A 21,796-nucleotide genomic window follows, 5' to 3' on the forward strand; every position below is an offset into this window, starting at 1 on the left:
ATTAGTCATACAGCATTTTTGCCACTTTCATCAGAACTTTTGGATCTTGATGCAAAGCAGAGTGTTTGATTCCATAAAACATTACGGTCTTGCATGATGACCACTTCGGGTTTAAGATCGTTGCTAAAAATTCAGACTGAACATTGGGAACTGAAGTATCTGTATGATCATGGTAATCAGCCATCACATTATAAAACTTGATTGACGAACACGGCGTTAAGTCCTGATATTCCCGTTTCAATTTACGATATTCAGCGTCCGTTAAATGCTCCCGCAGTGCTTGCGGATACGTTACCTTATTCGTAACGCCTTCGTTAACCGGCGTTCCCATCAAAACAACCTTATTGAACTTCACGTTTCGCTGAATCCATTTTGATTGTCCAAGGGCGTGTAAAAATTCCGTTCCACCCCATGAATGACCAACCACGTTCAATTCATTGATCCCGTATTTATTATGCAAGATCTTAATAACCTTGATCGTCCAATTCGTTTGCGGATTGTACGTTTGGGCAAGGTTCCAGTCAAATAAAAGCTGAATCATCGCATTCTTTTTCCCTTTGACTGACCCGGAAACATGCACCGTGCCGGTCGGCGTTACATGGATCGTCATTGTTTTTTGCGCAATGTTTTCTTTTTGATAATAATTGATCATTTTATTATACGTGTAATTACTGCCGCCAAATCCATTGATCAGCAACGTTGGGACATCTTGATAATGAATATCACTTCGCAGTTGGTCTTGCCGCAACCCTTTTTGCGGACTAGGGACCAATAAGATCATTTGAACAACCAACGCGATCACAATAATTCCAATCAAAACCTGACCGATCCGTTTCCCGATTTTCTTCAACTCAATTCCTTCATTCTTATAAAATAAAAAGTATCTACTTCATACTATACCGCGGAAAACGGCATTCGTATGAAATAGACACTTCTAATCGTTATTTAAAGGCTATTCTTCAGCCTCTTCATTTTCAAATTCAAGTTTGATATTTTGAGTTAAAACATCCGTGTAGCTGTATGAAACACGCTCAACTGCACTTTCATCCTTGTCGAGTTCAACTACAAAAACAGCTGGAAATGTTTCGCTCAGTTTACCTTTACGGGTTAAGATCTTCTTGCGTCCAACATGAGACGTAACGGTCAGTTTCTTTCCAATATGACTATCCAACATCGACTTAATTTTTGCTAAAGTGCTTGGCATGTGCTTCATCCTCCCGTCAGCGTACACTATACCACACACGAAAGAAAATCTCAATTTTAGCACAAATCTTTAACAAAAAGCAATAAATTACTCTAATTTCTAATCATTTTCTATTAATCCATTAGATAAATCTATAAATTGGCTAATTGTCAGCCGTTCAGCTCGAATTGATTTTTCAATTCCAACCTGTGCAAGAACCTTTTCTAACCGTTCCTTAGTTGCCGGGTCCTTCCCGTAAATTCCTAAAAGATTATTCCATAAACTCTTCCGCCGGTGAGCAAAGCTGCCCTTTACCAGTTGCATAAATGCTTGCTCATCTTGAGGCTGTTTCACCGGCTTTTGCGGTGTTAGGCGAACAACTGCTGAATCGATTTTCGGTTGCGGAACAAAAACCGTCTTGGGAACAATAAAGGCAATCTTGGCATCGGTATAATACTGAACCGCAATTGAAAGGGAACCGTAGTCCTTTGTTCCCGGTTCCGCCGTTAACCGTTGGGCAACTTCCTTTTGCATCATCACAACGATCGCATCAAAGTGAATCCCGCTTTCTAACAAATGCATGATGATCGGCGTCGTGATGTAGTACGGCAAATTGGCAACCAATTTCAACTGATGATGGCCATCGAAATGGGCTTCAATTTGCTGTTCGAGGTTCGTCTTTAAAATATCTTGCTGGACAACCGTAATATTGTCGTAAGGCGCTAACGTTTCCTTTAACACCGGAATCAACCGTTCATCGATTTCAAAAGCCATTACTTGATGAGCACGTTTTGCAAGCTGCTCTGTCAAAGCTCCAATTCCAGGCCCAACTTCGATCACATCATCTTCTTCACTAATTTCGGCCGCGTCCACAATGTTATGCAACACGTTGATATCCGTTAAGAAGTTTTGGCCTAAGCTCTTCTTAAAATTCAACCCGTACGTTTCCATGATTGCCCGCGTACGAGTTGGATTCGCAATTTCAATTTCATTATTTTTCATGTTGATCACCGTTTTCCATTTGCTGTTCAACCTTTTGCATTGCATCTTCAAAATCACCCGGGGTAATTTCAAACAACCGCAACCGCTTATACAGTTGCTTGCCGTTCGTATAGCCAATATTTAAAATTTCACCCAGTAACTCCCGACGTTTCTTGGCCGCCGGACCATTGATCAATCCCTTGGCCGCCAACGTTTCACGTGAAATCATCGCTGGCGCATCCGGAACTTCCGTGTAAAGATTTTTCAATGCTTCGCGGATCACTTCGGGGCTTGCATGTTCAACGCCTAAACTTCCTTGATGAACCGGAACGGCATCTTTCCGTTTCAAAAAAGCATGTTTGACTCCTGGGACTGCTTCGCGAATCGTTTTCCGAATTTTTTCACCGGAGTAATCAGGGTCAGTGAACACGATCACTCCCCGTTTTTCTTGTAATTCCGCAATTTGGTCAAGGGTTTCATCACTAATTGCTGATCCGCGGGTCTCGATCGTATCGGCATTCACCGCCATTTTAATTCGTTTGGTATCGTCTTTACCCTCAACGACAATCACTTCTTGAATTTTCATTTTATCTTCCATCATTTTACTCATTGATTTTCAATACTTTCTTTGCATTCTGACTTGTTTGCGTGGCCAACTGGTCAACGTTTTCGTTCCGCAATTGCGCTAAGAATTCAACTGTATACCGGGTCATTCCCGGTTCATTGCGTTGGTTGCGATACGGCATCGGCGTCAAATACGGGGCATCCGTTTCAACCAGCATCCGATCAGCCGGAACATATTTGGCAGCTTCTTGAACTTTCTTGGCGTTATCATATGTTACGACGCCGCTAAATGACAGATCCATTCCAAGCTCAAGGAACTGTTGAGCCCACTGCACGTCACCGTTAAAGCTGTGCATAATGCCGCCATACTTGGCCCCATCGGTTTCTTTGATCACGTCATAGGTATCTTCAAACGCATCCCTGTTATGAACGCTGATCGGTAAATGAAATTCATGGGCAAGTTTGATCTGCTTCTTGAAGATTTCCTTTTGCAAATCATGGTCAACATCGCAATGATAGTCCAGACCAATTTCACCAACGGCCTTCACTTTCGGTTCGATCATATAAACCCGCAACTGGTCTTCAAAATCATCATATTTGGCCGCATCTTCCGGGTGAATTCCAACTGCCCCGTAAATATCCGGGTACTGGTTGATCAATTTCACCATTTTGTCAGCACTTTCACCGTCGTAGCCCAATACAAGCATTGAATCAACGTTCAATGCCTTTGCCCGGTCAATGACGTCTGGAATATCATCATCAAATTCGTGGGAATTGATATGGGTATGCGAATCGAAAATTGAAATCATTTTCCTGCTCCTCTCATTTTTATGAAAAAAGACTGGACATTTTTCAGTTTCAACTCAACCTGCCAGTCTTTTCTCCCAATTTTAGATTTTAGCCAACGATTGAACCGTTTGGAATATTTTCTGGAACGGTCAAAAGTTGAACCTGATCGCCAAATTCAGCTGAAAGTAACATTCCTTGACTAAGTTCGCCCCGCATTTCACGCGGTTTCAAGTTCGTCACTGCAATTACTTTCTTGCCAACCAATTTTTGCGGTTCAGGATACCAGCTTGCAATTCCTGAAATGATTTGCCGGTCGCCTTCATCACCTGCATCTAACCGGAATTTCAATAACTTGTCGGCATTTTCAACCTTTTCAACCGCCTTGATTTCGCAAACCTTCAATTCGACTTTTTCAAACTTATCAAACCGAATTTCTTTCTTCGTTAAATTCAACGTTGTTTTTGAAGGATCAAATGCATCTTCCTTGTTAACCGCCATGTTCTTCCGGCCCTTTGCCTTTTCGTTGGCAGTCATCATTGATTGCATGTATTCAATTTCTTCGCCTTTATCAAGCCGCGGGAAGATTGGTGTTCCCTTCTTCACAACCGTTGCCCCGGCTGGCAAATCAAAGTATGAAAGATTCTTGATCTCCATCTTGTCAGTTGCTAATCCTAACTGTTCAAAAATTTGTTGCGGTGCATGGGTCATTACCGGTTGCAAGAGAATTGCAATTACCCGTAAGCTGGCTGCTAAGTGAGCCAAAACGCTGTCTAATTGGGCATTTGCTTCGGCTGATTCATCCTTGGCAAGCTTCCATGGTTCCGTTTCATCAATGTACTTGTTTGTCCGTGAAACAAGTTTCCATAAGTTTTCAAGAGCTTTTGCAAAGTACGTCTTGTCCAAGTCATCACAATATTCTTGAATTGCCGTTGCGGCCGTTTCTTCAAGGTCTTTATCAAATGGTGTCACATTGCTTTCAAGGGCCGGAATCTGACCATCCCGGTACTTGTTGATCATTGCGACCGTCCGGTTAAGCAAGTTTCCAAGGTCGTTTGCCAAATCAAAGTTCATCTTTTCAACAAAGTCTTCCGGAGTAAACCGGCCATCATTGCCGAACGGAACAGCCTTCATTAAGTAGTAACGCAATGCATCCAAGCCATAGCGGTCAACGATTGTTTCAGGATAAATAACGTTGCCCTTTGACTTCGACATCTTGCCGTCCTTCATAACTAACCAGCCATGACCGACGATGTGTTTTGGCAATGGCAAATCTAACGCCATCAAAATGATTGGCCAGTAAATTGTGTGGAAGCGGACAATTTCCTTTCCAACCATTTGAATGTCAGCTGGCCAGAACTTCTTAAACAGGCTGTCATCCTTTGAACCATAACCTAAAGCCGTGATATAGTTGCAAAGCGCGTCGATCCAAACATAAACAACATGCTTTGGATCTGATGGAACCTTAACGCCCCAGTCGAAACTGGTCCGGGTCAAGGCCAAGTCTTCCAATCCCGGCTTGATGAAGTTATTCAACATTTCCTGCTTCCGTGAAGCCGGTTCAATAAATTCAGGGTGTTCATCATAGTATTGAACTAACCGGTCAGCGTACTTGCTCATCTTAAAGAAGTAGCATTCTTCTTCAACTAATTGAACTTCATGCCCTGATGGAGCAATTCCGCCAGTCATATTGCCATTTTCATCCCGGAAAACTTCCTTCAACTGTGATTCAGTAAAGTATTCTTCATCTGAAACTGAATACCATCCTTTATATGTTCCCTTGTAAATGTCGCCTTGCTTCAATAACTTTTCAAAAATTTGTTGAACAGCTGCTTCATGATAGTCATCCGTTGTCCGGATAAACTTATCATTGGTGATTTCAAGTTTCTTCCATAATTGCTTGATATCCGCAGCCATTTGATCAACGTATTCTTGCGGCGTGATGCCCATCTTCTTGGCTTTTTGTTCGATCTTCAAGCCGTGTTCATCCGTTCCGGTCAGGAAGAATACATCGTATCCTTGAAGCCGCTTGTAACGGGCTAAAACATCACATGCAATTGTGGTGTATGCATTTCCAATGTGTAACCGCCCTGATGGATAGTAGATTGGTGTGGTTACGTAAAATGTTGGTTTGTCTGCCATGTTCAGTTTCCTTTCTCCTTGAATGTGAAATCAAATTTCAATCTCAAAAATCATTATTTTTAGTATATCATAGTCAGACCTTAACTTGAGCGAATTCTTGCACCGCATCGTTAACGATCATCGTGGTTTGCGGCGGAACTTGAATTGGTTCCTTGTTGACCGCCGCAATTTGAGCGTCCAGACGGCGATACTGTAATAAGCCTGCAAACGGATAAACAACAAATGAAGTCCCGACAACGACGATCAAATCGGCCGCTTGAATAGCTTGAATCGAGTGTTCAAGTTTCTGCTGATCGATTCCTTCACCGTAAAGAACGATCTGGCTGCGCAAAATACCGCCGCAATTCCGATGATGCATATCTTTTAGATATTCATGCCAATCAACCTTTTGACCGCACTTTTGACAAACAATATTATATAAATTGCCGTGAAATTCAATTAGCGAATCCGGTGCCGGATCAGCTTGCGCATGCAAGCCATCAATGTTTTGGGTGATGATCGTTGCCCGACCTTCCCGGGTCAGCGCCGCCATTTTTTGGTGAATAATGTTCGGTTGGGCATCCGGATAAAATAAATTATGGATCACAAAGTCATAGTACACTTCCGGTTCATTCACCAAACAATCGTGACTTAATAGGTATTCTGGGGTTTGCCCATGCGAATACAACCCATTTTTTGAACGGTAATCCGGAATTCCCGATGCCGTTGAAACTCCCGCACCGGTCATAAATACGATCTGGCGGGCATGTTGAATCAAATCATTCAGTTTTGTCATCTAACCGCCTCCGTTTGATAATTAACGTTTCAAGTATGGGACACCGATTGAATCTAAATATTCTCCAACCGGGGTCTCATAAATGTGCCGAAATTCAACTGACCGCTGTTGTTCGCTGCCTTTTGGTTCAGGAATAACAAAAACATTTTGCTGATCATTTTTCATGCGGCCGATGTAAGCCGTCCGAAAATGCAGGTTTTCCTTCATATCAGTGTGGAAAATTTCAAATAATTGCCGCACTTCAAGCCGTAACTGGCGATCACTTAAAACCGGCGTTAATGAAACATACGAATTCAAATTCATTTCATACAAGCCATAGCTCTTCAATGCTTCATCAAAGCCTTTATATAATTTCACGATTGCCCGCCGAACGTTGAAAGCCGAGTCGAGCGGTTTAGCCGTAACAATTGCATACAGTTTTTCGGCTTGCGCAGTTGCCTTCGGGTATAATTCCCGCAATTTCGGTAAAACATTATCCTGTTGGTCCTTAAAGAAAATCAACGCATCAAGCAGGTTGACCGTCCGTAAAACCATCCAGTCATCCTGATGATCTTGCGGTTCCGGTTTTAAGACTGCCAAAATGCCTTTAAAGTACAAATCTTCGACCTGGTCATCGATCAAGCCTAATTCGCGCTGCCGGTCATAAACAAAGAAGTGCATCAAAATATCATACAATTCCATTCCCGTAGCGGTGTACTTTGTATCAAGCTTTTGCCGCCCGCTTTCCAAATTAAATGCGATCTGCGGCAGCTTTTCAAACATCAACATAAAGTGCAACAGTTCATGCGAAACGATGTAGTTCACGTCGGTTTGATCTAAAACGTCGATCACTAATTTTCCGTTGCGTAAAAAGTGCTGTGCCTGGTCGTGACGCACAAAGCCCGATTTTTCGTCATGGTATTGGATCTCAATGCCATTTGGTTGAAGCGCTTCTGCTTTTTTGATCAATTGTTGAACTTTTTCATTTAATTGTGGTTCTGTCATTCTTTTTCCTCACGTATCTTCTTTAATAAAACTTCTGCAGTGTGTGAATCCCGGGCATGCTGTTCTTCAAGGGCATTAACGAGCATTGGAATTTCATCCTTAGTTGCGCCGACTGATGCCGCTAAACTCTTCAATTGCAACCGCATGTGACCGCGTTGAATCCCATCGGTTACCAATGCGTATAAGGCCGCCAAGTTTTGCCCTAACCCAACTGCAACAATGATTTGGGCTAACTGAACGGCACTTTCGATTTTCATCAAATGGTGATTGATCTTCACTAACGGCACAATTTTAATTGAACCGCCAACCGAACCAACCGGCATCGGCATTGTCAGGTCACCGATCAGTTGATCACCATCAACCCGCCATTGGCTCAGCCCGCGATATTGGCCGTCACAGGCGGCATAGGCATGGGCTCCGGCTTCAATGGCCCGCCAGTCATTTCCGCTGGCAATCACGACCGCATCGATTCCGTTCATGATGCCTTTATTATTGGTTGCTGCGCGGTACGGATCAAGGTGGGCAAAGCGGCTTGCCTGAGCAATTTTCGCAGCTGCCGTTGCTCCGTCGATCTTTTCCTTTGCCAAAACCGTAACCGGAATTTCAACATGGGCTGAAACTAAACATTCCGTTGCATAGTTTGACAAAATGCTCATTAAAATGTCCTGATGCAAGGTTGACCGGATTTCATCGGCCACCGCTTCAAGCATCGTGTTCAGCATGTTTGCCCCCATTGCTTCCTGAACATCGACCGCCATGTCAACTGACAACATATCATCGGCCAAAATCCGAGTTCGAATCCACCGGGCACCGCCCCCGCGTTTCACGATCGATGGATGGGCGTGATTTGCAATTTCCAAGAATTCATCTTGCCGTTGATCGATCGTTTCAACGAGTTGATCCATCGCCGTTACGTTTTCGATTGCAATTTGACCGATCATCAGACGGGATAATGACTTGGTTTGAAAACCGCCGCCAAACTTAACTAAACGAGCTCCATTGCTGGCCGCCGCAACAACTGACGGCTCCTCCGTAACCATCGGCACGACGTATTCCTTGCCGTTGATTACGTAGTTCATCGCTAGGCCTTCAGGAAGCTGGTACTGCGTTACGAAATTTTCGATCATCGTATCGCCAAGCGTTGGGTCAACGGCTTGAGTTTCAAGCTGATTGATTTCCTTTTCATCCAGAAATCCGTTTTTTTTCAAAATCGCCAACCGCTTTTGCCATGGCTTTTGATAGTATTTATTGAAGCACTGCATTCTTTTTACTCCCTGTTCTCAATTCTTTGTTAAACTAATTATATAATATCTTGAAAAAGTTTTCGCGGAGGGCATTATTTTGAAAAAAATTACGCGCCTGTTGGTTTCGCTGCTGACTTTGATCGGAATCAGCAGCCTCTTTTCACGAATCGAAGCCGCCCCGGCTTTAAAAGTCGGAATTCAAACCGAAACCACCAATCACAACTCAAGTGCATTTGACCAGCGGCTTGCGCTTCAAATTGGGCAAAAGCTCCACCGAAGGGTTGTAATTCGCCAATACCGGCAGCAATCTCAGCTGGAAGAAGCCGTTGCTGACCACCAGCTTGACCTGGCAATGGGCTTTTCAACCCCAAAATTGAAAAACGTTTATCAAACGCAGCCTTATCTATATATTAAAAACGTGATGCTGAGCACCAAGTCCCGCTCATTGACCGGTCTTCAAAATAAAAAGATTGGAATTTTGGACGAAAGCGGGCAAGGAACAATGTTAACCCAGCTTCAACTTAAACCGCAAAAGTTTGCGACGGTCAATCAGCTGGTGAACGCCCTTGATCAAAATCAAGTTAAGGCAATTTTATTGAACCAATATCAATATAACCTTTACCTTGATAAGCATCCGGAACGGGAAAAGGCAGCCCAGATCAATAATTCGAGTTTAAAACTGCCGCCATTTAAAAAGGTTAGCGATCCGCAAATTTTATCGCAGCAACTGTTTGCCATTACAAACGATGACCAGCTTGCCAAACAAGTTTCACAAGTCATCAACAGCTTGCGGATGAGCGGAACATTGACAAAGTTGTCGGCCAAGTATTATCAATATAATTATGCGTTTAAGTAAAAATGACATTCAGAATTTTCTGAATGCCATTTTTATTATCCAAAATAATCAACGCCGATCGCGTGCCGCACTTCTTCAAGGGTTTGGTTTGCAACCTCGTTGGCGTGTTCGCTGCCTTTTTTCAACATATCGTAAACCGCTGGAATGTCTTTGGCGAATTCTTCCCGTCGTTGCCGAATTGGTCCTAAGACATTTTCAAGGACTTCATTCAGGTAACGTTTGATTTTCACATCGCCTAATCCGCCGTGTTGATATTGGGCCTTCAATTCAGCGACTTTTTCCTTATCATCATCAAAAATATCAAGGTAGGTAAAGACCATGTTGCCTTCGACTTGACCCGGATCTTCAACGTGAATGTGATTTGGATCCGTGTACATTGACATAACCTTTTTCCGCAATGTGTCTGCGTCATCTGAAAGGTAAATTGCATTGCCTAACGACTTGCTCATCTTGGCATTGCCGTCTAATCCTGGAATTCGTCCTGAACCCTTTGGTGGGAAAACGCCCTTTGGTTCAACCAAAACATCGCCGTAAATTGAGTTGAAACTCCGGACAATTTCCCGCGTTTGTTCAAGCATTGGTTCCTGGTCATCGCCGACTGGCACAAGGCTGGCCTTAAACGCTGTAATATCAGCTGCTTGGCTGACCGGATATGTAAAGAATCCAGCTGGGATCGACCGTTCAAAGTTCTTTTGTTGAATTTCAGCCTTAACGGTTGGGTTCCGTTCCAACCGCGAAACCGTTACTAAGTTTAAGTAGTACAAATTTAATTCTGAAAGGGCTGGAATTTGGGATTGAACAAAAATCGTTGATTTGGCTGGATCCAAGCCTACTGCAAGGTAATCCAGCGCAACTTCGATCAATGATTTGCGGATCTTTTCCGGATCACGCGCATTATCCGTCAATGCTTGCTGGTCGGCAATCATGATGAACGGCGTGTATTTTCCTGTATTCTGCATTTCAACCCGGTTCTTTAATGAACCAACATAGTGTCCGATGTGAAGTTTGCCGGTTGGACGATCACCGGTTAAAATTACTGGTTTTTCTGCCATGATAAAATTCCTTTCTTTTTCTTGACCAATCAAAAAATCGCCCCATCATTTCTGAATAGGACGATTTTAACCGTGGTACCACCTAATTTGCAGTTATCCTGCCACTTGTTACCAATATTTAGTTGGAATTTCTGGTCGGTCCCACTTCGAAGATCCTGGTTTCTTTCAGCACTTGAAACCTCTCTGTTACTGGATCTTCTACTTCAATCCGGTCATTGAAATTGTTACTTTCATTTTAAACGTTATTCAAATCCCTGTAAAGCGGCTAAATCATTAATCCTAACGTGTAGTGAATGATCATCGTAATGATCCCGACGATCAAGTTCCGTTTAATAGCCACTTTAACCAACCCGTTTCCAAGCTTGGCACTTAAATAACCGGTCAACGAAACGGAAACGCAAACGGCCAAGATCGTAATCGGCCACATCCACTTTACCGGACTAAAAGTCATTGCCGCTAACGGGAAAATTCCGCCGAGCGAAGCGGAAATCAATGATGAAAAAGCTGCGTTCCACGGGTTCATGTACTCGTTTAAAATCAATCCGTGCTTCACATCAACCACCGTTTCAAGCGGCTTTTTATCCAGTAAATCCTCCGCAATGTCTTCAGCCGTTTCTTCGGAAACCCCTTTTTCCATGTAGTATTTCCGAACTGCGGCTAATTCGCCTTCGCGGTCTTTCTTCAACAGCGCCTGTTCTTCCTTAACCGTTACCTGTTCCATGTCGCGTTGAGTACTTACCGAAGCATATTCCCCCGAAGCCATTGAAAAGGCACAGGCAAGCAAATCAGACAAACCAGCGATAAAAATCGTAAACCGGTTCGACGTCGCAACCGCCACACTAAAAAGGACCCCGACAACCGTTAAAATTCCATCGTTGGAGCCTAAAACTCCGGCCCGTAAAACATTCAAACGTTCGCCCATTGCTGAGCGTTGTTCATCTTTTTTCTTCTTTGCCATTGTCTAAGTCCTCCTTTCTAGTGCGCGAATAAATGACCGATCCCATATGTTACTAACATCGTAATGATCCCGGAAATCACATTCCGCACCGTTCCGTGAAGTTTGTTAGCGTGGTTCAACCAAGCAGCGGCCCACCCGGTGATTGCCAATGCAATGATCACCGCGATGAACGTTGCTACGATTTTGATTGAATGCGGGAAAAACGAAATTGAACACAACGGTAAGATCGAACCTAACGGAAATGAGACCATTGATGCAATCGCGGCCGCATATGGGCTGGTAAATTCATCAACGTCAAACCCATACCGTTCACGTACCATTGTCCGGAGTGCATCCCGTTCCATCATTTCATGAACGGCCTTTTCAACCAATTCCGGCTTAATGCCCTTCTTCAAATACTTTTGTCTTACAAAATCATATTCACCATCATAATCATCTTTAAGAGCTTGCTTTTCAGTCGCAATCGCTTGCTTTTGCGAATCCTTTTCAGCGCTGACTGAAACATATTCGCCCATTGCCATTGAAACCGTTCCGGCTAACATTCCAGCGATTCCAGAAATAAAAATCGCAAAGTTGCTTGTCGCCGCTCCGGCAACCCCGATAACGATTCCGGCAACTGACAAGATTCCATCGTTTGCGCCCATGACCGCTGCCCGGAGAATGTTGATTCGCTGGGCAAGCGACATTTTCTTTTTGGTTTTCAAAATGATCCTTCTCTCATTATTTCAAATTAATTTATATTTTACACAATACAAATTATCAATGTCAATGCGAACTAACACTTTTATTATAGTTGAATCACATAAAAAAATCTCAACCACTAACAAAGCGGTCGAGATTTTATCGGTTAATTAATATTTTTATTTTGTTCCTGGACGTTTCTTCTTTTCAACCTTCTTGCCCATTGACATGTTATCGTTATAGCCCCAGAACCATGTTACAAGGAATGAAACGATAATGGCGGCAATACTTGAAAGCAAGAATGCATAGAAGCTTGTTAATTGGGTTGGATGAGCTGGATTGAAGAATGATGAGAATCCAATCAATGAACCCGTAAAGCCGTACATTGTTCCGTGCATCAAGCCGGTAATCAACCCACCGACAGCTGAACCGATCAAACCAGAAACGAAGACTTTCTTGTAACGTAAGTTAATCCCGTAAATTGCAGGTTCTGTAACCCCGCAGAAGGCTGAAATGGCAGCTGCAAAGCCAAGTTCTTTCATGTTACCCTTTTTTGATTTGATTGCAACTGCTAAAACGGCAGCCCCTTGAGAAACCATTGTAACTGAAATAATTGCGTTCAAAGCACTTTGATGCGTTTGGGCAATTTGTTGGGCAACCAGCGGCACAACGCCCCAGTGCAACCCGAAGATAACCAGTAACTGATAGAAACCACCAATAATCAAACCGCCGATCCAGCCTGATGCTTGAACTAACCAGTTAACGAAGTCGGCAATTCCGTTCGCAGCCCCTTGAATAATTGGACCAGTGATTACTAAGGTGATCGTTGAAACTACTAAAATCGTGATCAACGGATTGAAAATCATTTGAAGGTAGCTTGGCAGGTGGTCTTTCAACCAGTCACCGACCTTCTTGGCCAACCATGCAGCAACGATCATCGGGAAAATTGAATACGTGTAGTTCAAGAATTGGAAGTGGAATCCACCAACGGTAAACATCGTCTTGAAGGCTTTCCCCCAAGTAATGATTTGCGGATAAGTCAAGACACCCCCGATAACGGCCGCAACGATTGGATCACTGCCAAGCCGTTTAGCTGCTGAATAACCAACTAAAATCGGCAGGAAGAAGAAGGCTGAGTCCGCCATTGCACTGACCGTCATGTACATCGTGCTCTTCACGCTTAAGATCGAACCTAATTGAGGCAAAGTCAACAATGCCAAGATTCCTTTGATGATCCCAGATGCAGCGATAACGCCGATTACCGGACTCATTGAACCGGTAATAAAGCCGATCAAATTGCCAAAGGCCCGGCTGATTGGGTTCTTCCCGTCATTTTCTGCCGGTTGAGCAGCGGCTGCGTCTTCATCCAATGGTCCTAATTGCTTCATTACCGCATCAAAAACGTTCGTCACTTCATTCCCGATGACAACCTGATACTGGCCTGAAGCCTTCATCACATCGATTACGCCATCGGTATTCTTCAATGCTTCAGTGTCTGCTTTGCTTTCATCCTTTAAGTAGAACCGCAACCGGGTAATACAGTGGATCAAGTTATTCACGTTTTCCTTCCCGCCAACTAGCTTGATGATCGTCGTTGCTAATGCATCATAATCCCGTTTGCCCTTTTTCTTTTTGCCGGCACCTTTCAAATGGGCATCAGCGGCTGGTTCGCCGGCTTGAATTTCGCCTTCATCTAATGAAAGACTTTCAAGTTTATCAGCTGAGTTCGTTACGATCACCATGATCGTTTTAGCGAGCTTGTGGGCTTCGATTTCTTTTAGGTTCATCGTTGCAATCGGTTCGCCTGCTTTAACCGTTGAACCTTGTTCGCAATGAACCGTAAATGGGGTTCCTTTCAAATTGACCGTATCAATTCCCATGTGGATCAAAATTTCAAGCCCATCTGCGGTTTGAATTCCAATCGCGTGCTTAGTATCAGCCAACATCATGACCGTTCCGCTAACCGGAGCAACAACTTCGATTTCACCTTCAGCTGATGGTTCAAGGCCGAATCCCTGGCCCATTGTTCCTGCTGAAAAAACTTCATCCTTTGTTTCGCATAATGGTAAGACCTTCCCCGTTGCCGGTGCAAGGATCTCAATATCTGTTCTCTTTGCCATTGCGGCTCCTCCTTAATTTTTGAAAGCACTTTCTTTTAATTTCTGTCATTATTTTATATCTTGTATAGACAAGTTGTCAACATCTTTTTTAATCGCTTTCAAAATTATTTTGACAACGTTATTAGCTTTTATTAATTTGCCTGACTATACATTCTATGGTTAAATAGAACTTGAACTTAAATCAATGAAAGAAGGGACGTTCATGAGCAAACAAGATATGATTGCCCAGGATCTTGCTGAAAAAATCCATCATGGATTGTACTGTCCAGGGGACTATCTGCCAAGCGAGCATCAGCTTACCGACCTGTACGGAACTTCGCGTGAAACGATTCGCAGTGCCCTTTCCCAGTTGAATGACTTGGGGCTAATTCAAAAAATCAAAGGGAAAGGATCGATCGTCCTTGATTATCAAAAATTTACTTTCCCGGTATCCGGAATTACCAGTTTCCAGGAACTTAATCAAAAATTGGGAATGCATGCGGTCACGACGGTTCTTAAAAACGAACCCTGCACTTCAATTCCGCAATACTTTGTAAACCGGGGCGTTGATGCCGATCAACCATCCATTTACATTGAACGGCTCAGAATGATCGATCATGAACCAGTTGTAATCGACCGTGATTTTTTGCTGACTCCGCCAATTGACGAAATTCCGCAAAAGGTTGCTGAAAATTCGTTATACGATTATATTGAAGGTGAATTAGGGCTGGATATTTCGTACGCTTCAAAGGAAATTACCGTTGAAAAGGCTGATGACGAAGTCGCTGCCCAACTGAAACTGACCGGCGACCAACTTGTTGTCGTTGTCCGCAGCTTATCATTTTTAAATGACACGACCCTTTTTCAATTGACTGAATCTTACCACCGGCCTGACAAATTTAAATTCAGCGACTTTGCCCGGCGACAGAAAATCAAATTAAAATAGAAAGGACTTTTCCCATGAATTTAGGAAAAAAAGTTATTTATCAAATTTATCCCAAATCTTTTTATGATAGTAACGGCGATGGGATCGGGGATTTAAGAGGAATTATCAAAAAAATTCCTTACATCGCCAGGCTCAACATTGATATGATCTGGTTCAACCCGTTCTTCGTTTCACCACAGCACGATAACGGGTATGACATCGCCAACTATCGTGAAATTGATCCGCGCTTCGGAACGATGGCGGACTTTGAAGAATTGGTTGCGAAGTTAAAGAAAATCAACGTCGACGTGATGTTGGATATGGTTTTCAACCACTGTTCAACTGGCCATGAATGGTTCCAAAAAGCCTTAGCCGGCGATGAAAAGTACATGAAATACTTCTACATCCGGCCGGCTAAGCCGAATGGCGATCTTCCGACAAACTGGGAATCAAAATTCGGCGGGCCGGCCTGGGCAAAATTTGGTGACACCGATTTATACTATCTTCACCTGTTTGATCCGTCTCAAGCCGATCTTGACTGGCATAATCCCGATGTCCGCCAAGAAGCTGTCGACATCGTCAATTTCTGGCGAACAAAGGGCGTCAAAGGCTTCCGGTTTGACGTGTTGAACGTTACTGGAAAAGATGAAGTTTTAGTCGATTCAGATGGCAACATCGATCACGAAAAAGCCCTTTACACTGATACTCCAGTCGTTAAGGACTACATTAAGCAACTCAACCGTGAAAGTTTCGGTCAGGATCCAGATGCCGTAACCGTTGGTGAAATGTCATCCACGACGATCGAAAAATCAATCGAATATACGAAGCCAGACGACCATGAGCTTTCAATGGTCTTTGCCTTCCATCACCTAAAAGTCGACTATGAAAACGGCGAAAAATGGAACAAAGTTCCGTTTGATTTCATGAAACTCAAACGCATCTTAAATGAATGGCAAGCCGGAATCGACCGCGGTAACGGCTGGCAAGCCCTGTTCTGGAATAATCACGATCAGCCATGGGCATTGAACCGGTTCGGCGACCCAGTCAACTACCGTGAAAAATCAGCTGAAATGCTCGCAACTGCCATTCACCTGTTGCGCGGAACACCGTACATTTACATGGGCGAAGAACTTGGAATGATCGATCCGCATTACTACTCGATCCACAATTACGTTGACGTTGAAGCGCTGAATGCTTACCAGGAAATGATGGATAACGGGATGAGCGCCCACGATGCCTTTGAAATCGTGAAGACCAAGGCACGTGATAACTCACGGGTCCCAATGCACTGGGATGACAGTCAAAATGCCGGTTTCACAACCGGAAAGCCATGGTTGAAACCGACTGACCAGGATCAGATCAACGTTCAAGCCGAACTTGATCACGGCGAAATTTTTAATTACTATCAACAACTGATCAATCTCCGGAAAACGGAAGATTTGATTTCCGATGGTCACTTTAAGGCTGAACTGGAAGATCATCCGCAAGTCTTCGCTTACCGGCGTTACCTTGACGACAGTGATGAACAATTATTCGTCCTGAACAACTTCTACGGCTACGAACCCTGGGCTGATATTCCAGCTGACCTGCAAAATAAAGAAGTTGAAGTCTTGATCGATAACTACGGCGAACCACGGAAGATGCAATTGAAAGATGCCATCCGGTTGCAACCATATCAATCGATCGCTTTTAAAATTAAATAATTAGATTCAAAAGAGGTTGTGACATAAGTCACAACCTCTTTGCTATATCCGCATAATCGGGTTCCAAAACAAACGAGCTGAGTGGAAGAACGCAAACCTCCGAATCTATGCTTGCGCGATTCGTTCACTTTTCTGCTTCCACCACGCTCGTTTTTGACGTTTTGTCACACCTTCTATTTACTTTGATTAATCTTTTGCATGATCTTTGCATATTCACGAACCTTGTTAAAGTCGCTGTTATTTGCCTTCACATAACCTTGTTGTTGGTAAACTTCCTGAATGATCTTGTGACCTTGCTTTGATTTAGCAACCGTTTGGAAAGCATTGATCAGTTTCTTTTGGAATGCCGGGCTCATATTGCCGCGAACTGAAACCGTATCGTCCGGAATCGCCGGCGTCGTGTAAAGCGGAACAACCTTTTGCATAACATCTGGAGCATCCTTCTTCACGATGTTCCGGGCACCTTGGAAGACAAAGCAAGCATCGGCACTGCCATTGTAAACGGCCATAACTCCTTGGTCGTGACCCTTAACTTGAACGGTTTGAATGTGATCCTTATAAATATTGATGCCGTGCTTGTAAAGGGCAACTACCGGCCAAATCCAGCCAGCCGTTGAAGTTGAAGATTGAACCGCAATCTTCTTTCCGCGTAAATCTTTCAACGACTTAATTCCGCTGCCTTTCCGCACTAAAATCTGAGCATGGAAATCTTTAACCAGGTGGTGAGTCATTTGATCATCCGGTTCCTTGTATGCGTACCGGGTCGATTGCAAGATGACTTTAACGCCGTATTTTTGGTGAGCTAAAACATAACCTTCAGGCGGTAAGAACGCACAGTCGACTTTGCCAGACCCCATCCCTTCAATCATCGTGTCGTCATTAGTTGCAACCACGACCTTGACCGGGATTCCTAGCTGCTTTGAAAGCAACTTTCCGAATGGTTGCGCCTTTGATTCCATCGTTTCTGCATTCGATGATGGATCAAACGCAATTACCAATTTCTTTGGCGTATACTCCTTTGAATTCGTAGTTGACGCATGCACGTTGCCGCCAATCAATAAAGCAAGGACGATTGCAGCAACTGACATAATTACCTTTTTGATTAATTTCATTAAGAATTGCTCCCTTTCCATTCACTATAAAGGAGTATAACACAAAATATTAAGAATAAATTTTAAAATATAGTTCGGATTTACTATGGATAAAAAAAGAACTCCAGCCTTCGCAGAAGTTCCTTTATTTATCCAAAATTTATATCCTAATTCCCTAATCCGCCAGTCAATGACTTAACTGCAATGTCAACCGCTGTGCCGCAGATTGCGCAAAGAATGCCAAGTGCAATTAAGATAATGATGGCAACAAAGACTGCTCCATAAAGCCGGTCAAGGCGTTGACTTCCTTGCCGGGTAACGATTACCATTGTCATTCCTAAAATGTAAAGGAAAATTGATAGTACTAATACAAGGGCCATCATTGTGTAGGCTGACATCAAGCTGAATAAGAAGAACAAGAGGTTTGTGATCAAAATAACGTTTGTGTAGTGTGCAAACCGGTTGATGAAATCAAAGAAGCTTTCCTTTTCTCTGAATACCCAGCAGTTGATGCCGTAAACGGCACCTAAAACAGCAGCGTCTAACAGCAACAATACAATAAAGATTTCAAATGATGTTCCAAATGAATTGAAGTGGATCAAATTACTGTTGTTTTGTTGTTGGCCTAAAAGAGCAGCAAGACCATTTGAGACGTTGTTTGCTTGTTGGTTAAGGTATGCGACTGCCTTTTGAACCATTGTAAAGAATGATGCGCAGAACAAGAAAATTTCAATCGCAATTGAAACTACTCCAAACCACTTTGAAGTTGGAGCTTCAGTGTTGGTTGGGTGAGCCCATGAACCAAGCAACCATTTCCAGTAGCTGGCAGCTGTTTGCTTAGCTTGTTCGGTATCGATCGACCGCCGAACTGGTTGAGCTTGAGCAGGTTGTTGTGCTTGTTGCGTTGCTTGGGCTTGAGCAGTTTGTTGCGTATTTTGATTTGCTTGTTGTTGGTTTTGATTTTCAACCGTTCCGTTTGGTTCAAACGTTTCAGTTGATTGAACTGATTCGTCGCTTACCGAAACGTTGCGTAAATCTGCACCGCATTCAGTACAGAAATTTGTATCACTCGACATTTGTGCGCCGCACTTTGGACATTTCTTCATTTTCTTTCACCCTCATTAATTATTGTCGTCACCTGAAACGGTGTTGTTTTGAATCATCTTACCCTTACCGATCGTATCGATCATGTATGGTTGACCTTCATCGTTCTTATCGTAGTTTGGATTCTTTTCAAGGACACAGCCTGAATATTCCATGACTTGAGCAAGTTGACTGCCATCGCTGCGATCAAAGACGTACTTAACATCGTAAACGACATCACTCTTGCCGTCGCCACCTGGCATGATGCTCTTCACGGTAACATCCGTTGTGTATGAATCGTTGTTATCGTTCTTGTTAAAGCCGTCAAACATTTGTTTAACCTGCTTAAAGTCGCTGTTTCCTTCCTGGTTTTGATACAGGTCAGCACCTTGATCAGAAGTTGCTGTACTTTGATCAAATGCTGCTGATAACAATGATTGAGCATCTGATTCAGAAATTACCCCGGCAAATTTCGGTGACAATGTCTTCGTGTCATCTTCAACCTGGTCATAAACGTTCATCTTCTTGGATGTAACCGTCTTGCCATTGACGTTGGCTTGAACTTGTAATTCAAGGCCTTTCGTAATTGGATAGTCCTTAAATTCTAGTTCGCCGTTACCGTCAAGTTTGCCGACATTCTTGCCATCAAGAAGAACCGTTGCGCCCGCAATGCTCTTAACCTTAAAGGTTGCCGTTGTGATCGTCATTTGTTCGTCATTACTTTGACCCCAAATATCATCCGCATCCTGGTTGGTTTGAAGATTGCGCCCGTTAACATTGGTCTTAACTTGGAATGTGTGCGTTCCGGGGAAGTATGGACCCACATTCTTCGTGTATTCGCCATCGCTGCCAGTTGCCTTGCCGACGTTCTTGCCATCGACGTAAACCGTTGATCCAGCATGGTTCGTTTCAACTTTGGCATAGGCTGCCGGAACATTTAACTTGTACTTCGGGAAGAACAACCAGTAGTGGCCGTCTTGGACAAGGGTAATTCCATGCAGACTTGCGCCGCTTTCAACATCTGAAACCAAAGAATTCAAGTCATCTTTATTATTTTCAAAGTATTCTTGAAGCGGTTTGACCGTGCTTGAAGTGATCTTCAAGTTCGGGTCAGACGTGGTTACGATTCCGGATGCATCTTTCTTGGTGCTCGATAAGTCTTGAGCGATCCGGTCGATTTGATTGGTTTCTGAATAGTAATTGTTGCCCCATACAAAGAATGCAATTAAAGCAACAATCACGACCCCGATTCCAATCAACCCTGCCTTCTGTTTCTTTGACATTGGTTTGCGCGGCTTCGGTGCTAGCCGACTGCGCCGTTGCGGTTGAACTTTGGGTTGGGCAGCGGGTTGCTTTACCGTTGATGCCGCTTCAGCAAACTGATAGCCGCATTTCCGACAAAATTTTTCGTTGCCTTGACGCTCGGTTCCACACTTGGGACAAAACTTCTTTGCCATAAAAAGAACCCCCTAAAATAATTTTGCTAAATATATTCACCTAAGAGTGTACTCTTCATTCCAAATTAAATCAAAAAAAATTCATATTTAGTTCACATTTACAAATTATTGTTGCTGGTTATTTTCCAAGATCCAGTGGTCGGAATTGCGAACTTTCATTGTGACGGTTCCAAGTTGGATCGTTGACGTCCCATCGCCATTATTCGTGATCGTGAAAATTTGCGTTCCGCTGATTCCCACGTTCATGGTTTGACCGTTATTCGATGTTCCCATGTTTTGCCAAACGGTTGGACCGTTTTGAGCTGCGGTTGGGATGTCACCGACTAATTGAAGCGGATTACCATCATTATCTCTTACGGTTGCTAAGTAATAGTTCTTGGCTGAATCCAACGTCCACGCTTGCTGCGTTGAGCTTGAAGATGCTGCTGAAGCACTTGATGATTCTGCTTGAGCTTGGCTGGAAGCTGAACTTGCAGTTATCGTTGAAGACAAATCATTCTTAGCTGAATTGTGAGCTTGCGGTTTGACCGCTGTTTTTTTCGGTTCATAATTCTTTTTCGGCACTTGGTGTTGATTGCCGCAACCGGTAAGGGTCAACGCCGTTAATGCACTAACCAAAATTACTGATTTCTTCATGTTAATCACCTAATAAACTTCCTAAATCACTAATGCCTTGTTCAATGTTGCTTGCCGTTGCATCGTTATTAAAGTCTGAAACGAAGTAGTCAAGCTTGAACTTCGGTCCGCCGATAAAGGTTCCCTTTTGCATATCAACCTTCACCATTGTTGTGTACCTTTGGCCTTGTTTTTCACATCCCCAGGCAATTTCATATGAGTTGTTACCTGACTTGGCAACCGCAATGCCGTCATCCTTGTACTGACTTGGATCAACGTCCGAACACTTTTGTTGGATTGCTTCCTGAACGATTTTCTTAAAGCCGTTGTATTGTTGTTCATCCAACGTATCTTCTTTATCATTGCCATAGATCATGCCCGTTGTATTTTGGTTATATTCTGGGACCTTGTTTGCATAGATTTCATAACCGCCCCAGCAAACTACCAAAATTCCAACGATTACGGCGATAATAATTAAAACTTTCTTCTTGGTTGACATCTTTTTCTTTGCATTTTGCTCCATCATGATCATCCTTTTCTTCCTTTTCAATAAAAAAAGAAGGTCAGAAAACCTCTAAAGGGCAGGTGACCTTCTTCAAATGGGTATAACTAACTGT

21 protein-coding genes are annotated in these 21,796 nt (G+C 43.3%); 3 read left to right on the forward strand and 18 right to left on the reverse strand.

Annotated features, from left to right (window positions below; genetic code table 11):
- Position 1 precedes the first annotated feature (1 nt).
- The 9 genes from FC33_RS01985 to FC33_RS02025 form a co-directional block, all read right to left on the reverse strand.
- On the reverse strand, positions 2 to 850 hold the full coding sequence (locus tag FC33_RS01985; protein ID WP_057826953.1) for an alpha/beta hydrolase: 849 nt from the start codon (positions 848 to 850) through the stop codon (positions 2 to 4).
- Positions 851 to 952: 102 nt separating this feature from the next.
- Positions 953 to 1,204: a Veg family protein gene (locus FC33_RS01990; protein ID WP_057826954.1), complete on the reverse strand. Its 252-nt coding sequence runs from the start codon at positions 1,202 to 1,204 to the stop codon at positions 953 to 955.
- Positions 1,205 to 1,303: 99 nt separating this feature from the next.
- Positions 1,304 to 2,185 (reverse strand): 16S rRNA (adenine(1518)-N(6)/adenine(1519)-N(6))-dimethyltransferase RsmA, encoded by an 882-nt coding sequence (gene rsmA / locus FC33_RS01995; RefSeq protein WP_057826955.1) that lies wholly within the window; start codon positions 2,183 to 2,185, stop codon positions 1,304 to 1,306.
- A complete protein-coding gene (rnmV, locus tag FC33_RS02000; RefSeq protein ID WP_146993469.1) occupies positions 2,175 to 2,750 on the reverse strand; it encodes a ribonuclease M5 in 576 nt (191 codons plus the stop codon). Before rnmV ends, rsmA begins: the two co-directional genes overlap by 11 nt.
- A 16-nt stretch (positions 2,751 to 2,766) precedes the next feature.
- On the reverse strand, positions 2,767 to 3,534 hold the full coding sequence (locus tag FC33_RS02005; RefSeq protein WP_057827038.1) for a TatD family hydrolase: 768 nt from the start codon (positions 3,532 to 3,534) through the stop codon (positions 2,767 to 2,769).
- 91 nt (positions 3,535 to 3,625) lie between these two features.
- Positions 3,626 to 5,656 carry a methionine--tRNA ligase gene (gene metG, locus FC33_RS02010; protein ID WP_057826956.1) on the reverse strand — a complete coding sequence of 677 codons (2,031 nt, stop codon included), beginning with the start codon at positions 5,654 to 5,656 and terminating at the stop codon, positions 3,626 to 3,628.
- A gap of 73 nt (positions 5,657 to 5,729) precedes the next feature.
- A complete protein-coding gene (locus tag FC33_RS02015; protein ID WP_057826957.1) occupies positions 5,730 to 6,431 on the reverse strand; it encodes an NAD-dependent protein deacylase in 702 nt (233 codons plus the stop codon).
- 21 nt (positions 6,432 to 6,452) lie between these two features.
- Positions 6,453 to 7,415, reverse strand: a complete 963-nt coding sequence (locus tag FC33_RS02020; protein ID WP_057826958.1) for a hypothetical protein — start codon at positions 7,413 to 7,415, stop codon at positions 6,453 to 6,455.
- Entirely contained in the window at positions 7,412 to 8,677 is a 1,266-nt protein-coding gene (locus FC33_RS02025; protein WP_057826959.1) for a hydroxymethylglutaryl-CoA reductase, degradative, read from the reverse strand. The genes FC33_RS02020 and FC33_RS02025 overlap by 4 nt, the downstream gene beginning before the upstream one ends.
- Positions 8,678 to 8,756: 79 nt before the next feature.
- Here FC33_RS02025 and FC33_RS02030 point away from each other — a divergent pair, with 79 nt between their 5' ends.
- On the forward strand, positions 8,757 to 9,515 hold the full coding sequence (locus FC33_RS02030; protein ID WP_057826960.1) for a substrate-binding periplasmic protein: 759 nt from the start codon (positions 8,757 to 8,759) through the stop codon (positions 9,513 to 9,515).
- 35 nt (positions 9,516 to 9,550) lie between these two features.
- On the opposite strand, the gene trpS is transcribed toward FC33_RS02030, so the two are convergent.
- The 4 genes from trpS to FC33_RS02050 form a co-directional block, all read right to left on the reverse strand.
- The gene (trpS, locus tag FC33_RS02035) at positions 9,551 to 10,567 is read right to left on the reverse strand and encodes a tryptophan--tRNA ligase (protein WP_057826961.1); all 1,017 of its coding nucleotides are present in this window, start codon (positions 10,565 to 10,567) and stop codon (positions 9,551 to 9,553) included.
- Positions 10,568 to 10,832: 265 nt separating this feature from the next.
- Positions 10,833 to 11,525, reverse strand: coding sequence for a VIT1/CCC1 transporter family protein (locus tag FC33_RS02040; RefSeq protein WP_057826962.1), 693 nt, complete (start codon positions 11,523 to 11,525; stop codon positions 10,833 to 10,835).
- 17 nt (positions 11,526 to 11,542) lie between these two features.
- A complete protein-coding gene (locus tag FC33_RS02045; RefSeq protein WP_057827039.1) occupies positions 11,543 to 12,211 on the reverse strand; it encodes a VIT1/CCC1 transporter family protein in 669 nt (222 codons plus the stop codon).
- 174 nt (positions 12,212 to 12,385) lie between these two features.
- Positions 12,386 to 14,326 (reverse strand): PTS sugar transporter subunit IIABC, encoded by a 1,941-nt coding sequence (locus FC33_RS02050; protein WP_057826963.1) that lies wholly within the window; start codon positions 14,324 to 14,326, stop codon positions 12,386 to 12,388.
- Positions 14,327 to 14,528: 202 nt separating this feature from the next.
- Here FC33_RS02050 and treR point away from each other — a divergent pair, with 202 nt between their 5' ends.
- Both treR and treC read left to right on the forward strand, forming a co-directional pair.
- On the forward strand, positions 14,529 to 15,251 hold the full coding sequence (gene treR / locus FC33_RS02055) for a trehalose operon repressor (protein WP_057826964.1): 723 nt from the start codon (positions 14,529 to 14,531) through the stop codon (positions 15,249 to 15,251).
- 14 nt (positions 15,252 to 15,265) lie between these two features.
- Positions 15,266 to 16,933: an alpha,alpha-phosphotrehalase gene (gene treC / locus FC33_RS02060; RefSeq protein ID WP_057826965.1), complete on the forward strand. Its 1,668-nt coding sequence runs from the start codon at positions 15,266 to 15,268 to the stop codon at positions 16,931 to 16,933.
- A gap of 173 nt (positions 16,934 to 17,106) precedes the next feature.
- Here the strand turns inward: treC and FC33_RS02065 are convergent, their stop codons facing one another.
- The 5 genes from FC33_RS02065 to FC33_RS02085 form a co-directional block, all read right to left on the reverse strand.
- Positions 17,107 to 18,045, reverse strand: a complete 939-nt coding sequence (locus FC33_RS02065) for a phosphate/phosphite/phosphonate ABC transporter substrate-binding protein (protein ID WP_057826966.1) — start codon at positions 18,043 to 18,045, stop codon at positions 17,107 to 17,109.
- Positions 18,046 to 18,191: 146 nt separating this feature from the next.
- Positions 18,192 to 19,130, reverse strand: coding sequence for a zinc ribbon domain-containing protein (locus tag FC33_RS02070; protein WP_057826967.1), 939 nt, complete (start codon positions 19,128 to 19,130; stop codon positions 18,192 to 18,194).
- A gap of 15 nt (positions 19,131 to 19,145) precedes the next feature.
- Complete coding sequence (locus FC33_RS02075) at positions 19,146 to 20,564, reverse strand: zinc ribbon domain-containing protein (protein WP_057826968.1); 1,419 nt, start codon at positions 20,562 to 20,564, stop codon at positions 19,146 to 19,148.
- A 105-nt stretch (positions 20,565 to 20,669) separates the two neighbouring features.
- On the reverse strand, positions 20,670 to 21,209 hold the full coding sequence (locus FC33_RS02080; RefSeq protein WP_057826969.1) for a hypothetical protein: 540 nt from the start codon (positions 21,207 to 21,209) through the stop codon (positions 20,670 to 20,672).
- Positions 21,202 to 21,702 (reverse strand): hypothetical protein, encoded by a 501-nt coding sequence (locus FC33_RS02085; protein ID WP_162257606.1) that lies wholly within the window; start codon positions 21,700 to 21,702, stop codon positions 21,202 to 21,204. The genes FC33_RS02080 and FC33_RS02085 overlap by 8 nt, the downstream gene beginning before the upstream one ends.
- Between the last annotated feature and the right edge of the window lie 94 nt (positions 21,703 to 21,796).

This window comes from Ligilactobacillus aviarius subsp. aviarius DSM 20655 (assembly GCF_001436315.1).
In the GTDB taxonomy this organism is placed as follows: domain Bacteria; phylum Bacillota; class Bacilli; order Lactobacillales; family Lactobacillaceae; genus Ligilactobacillus; species Ligilactobacillus aviarius.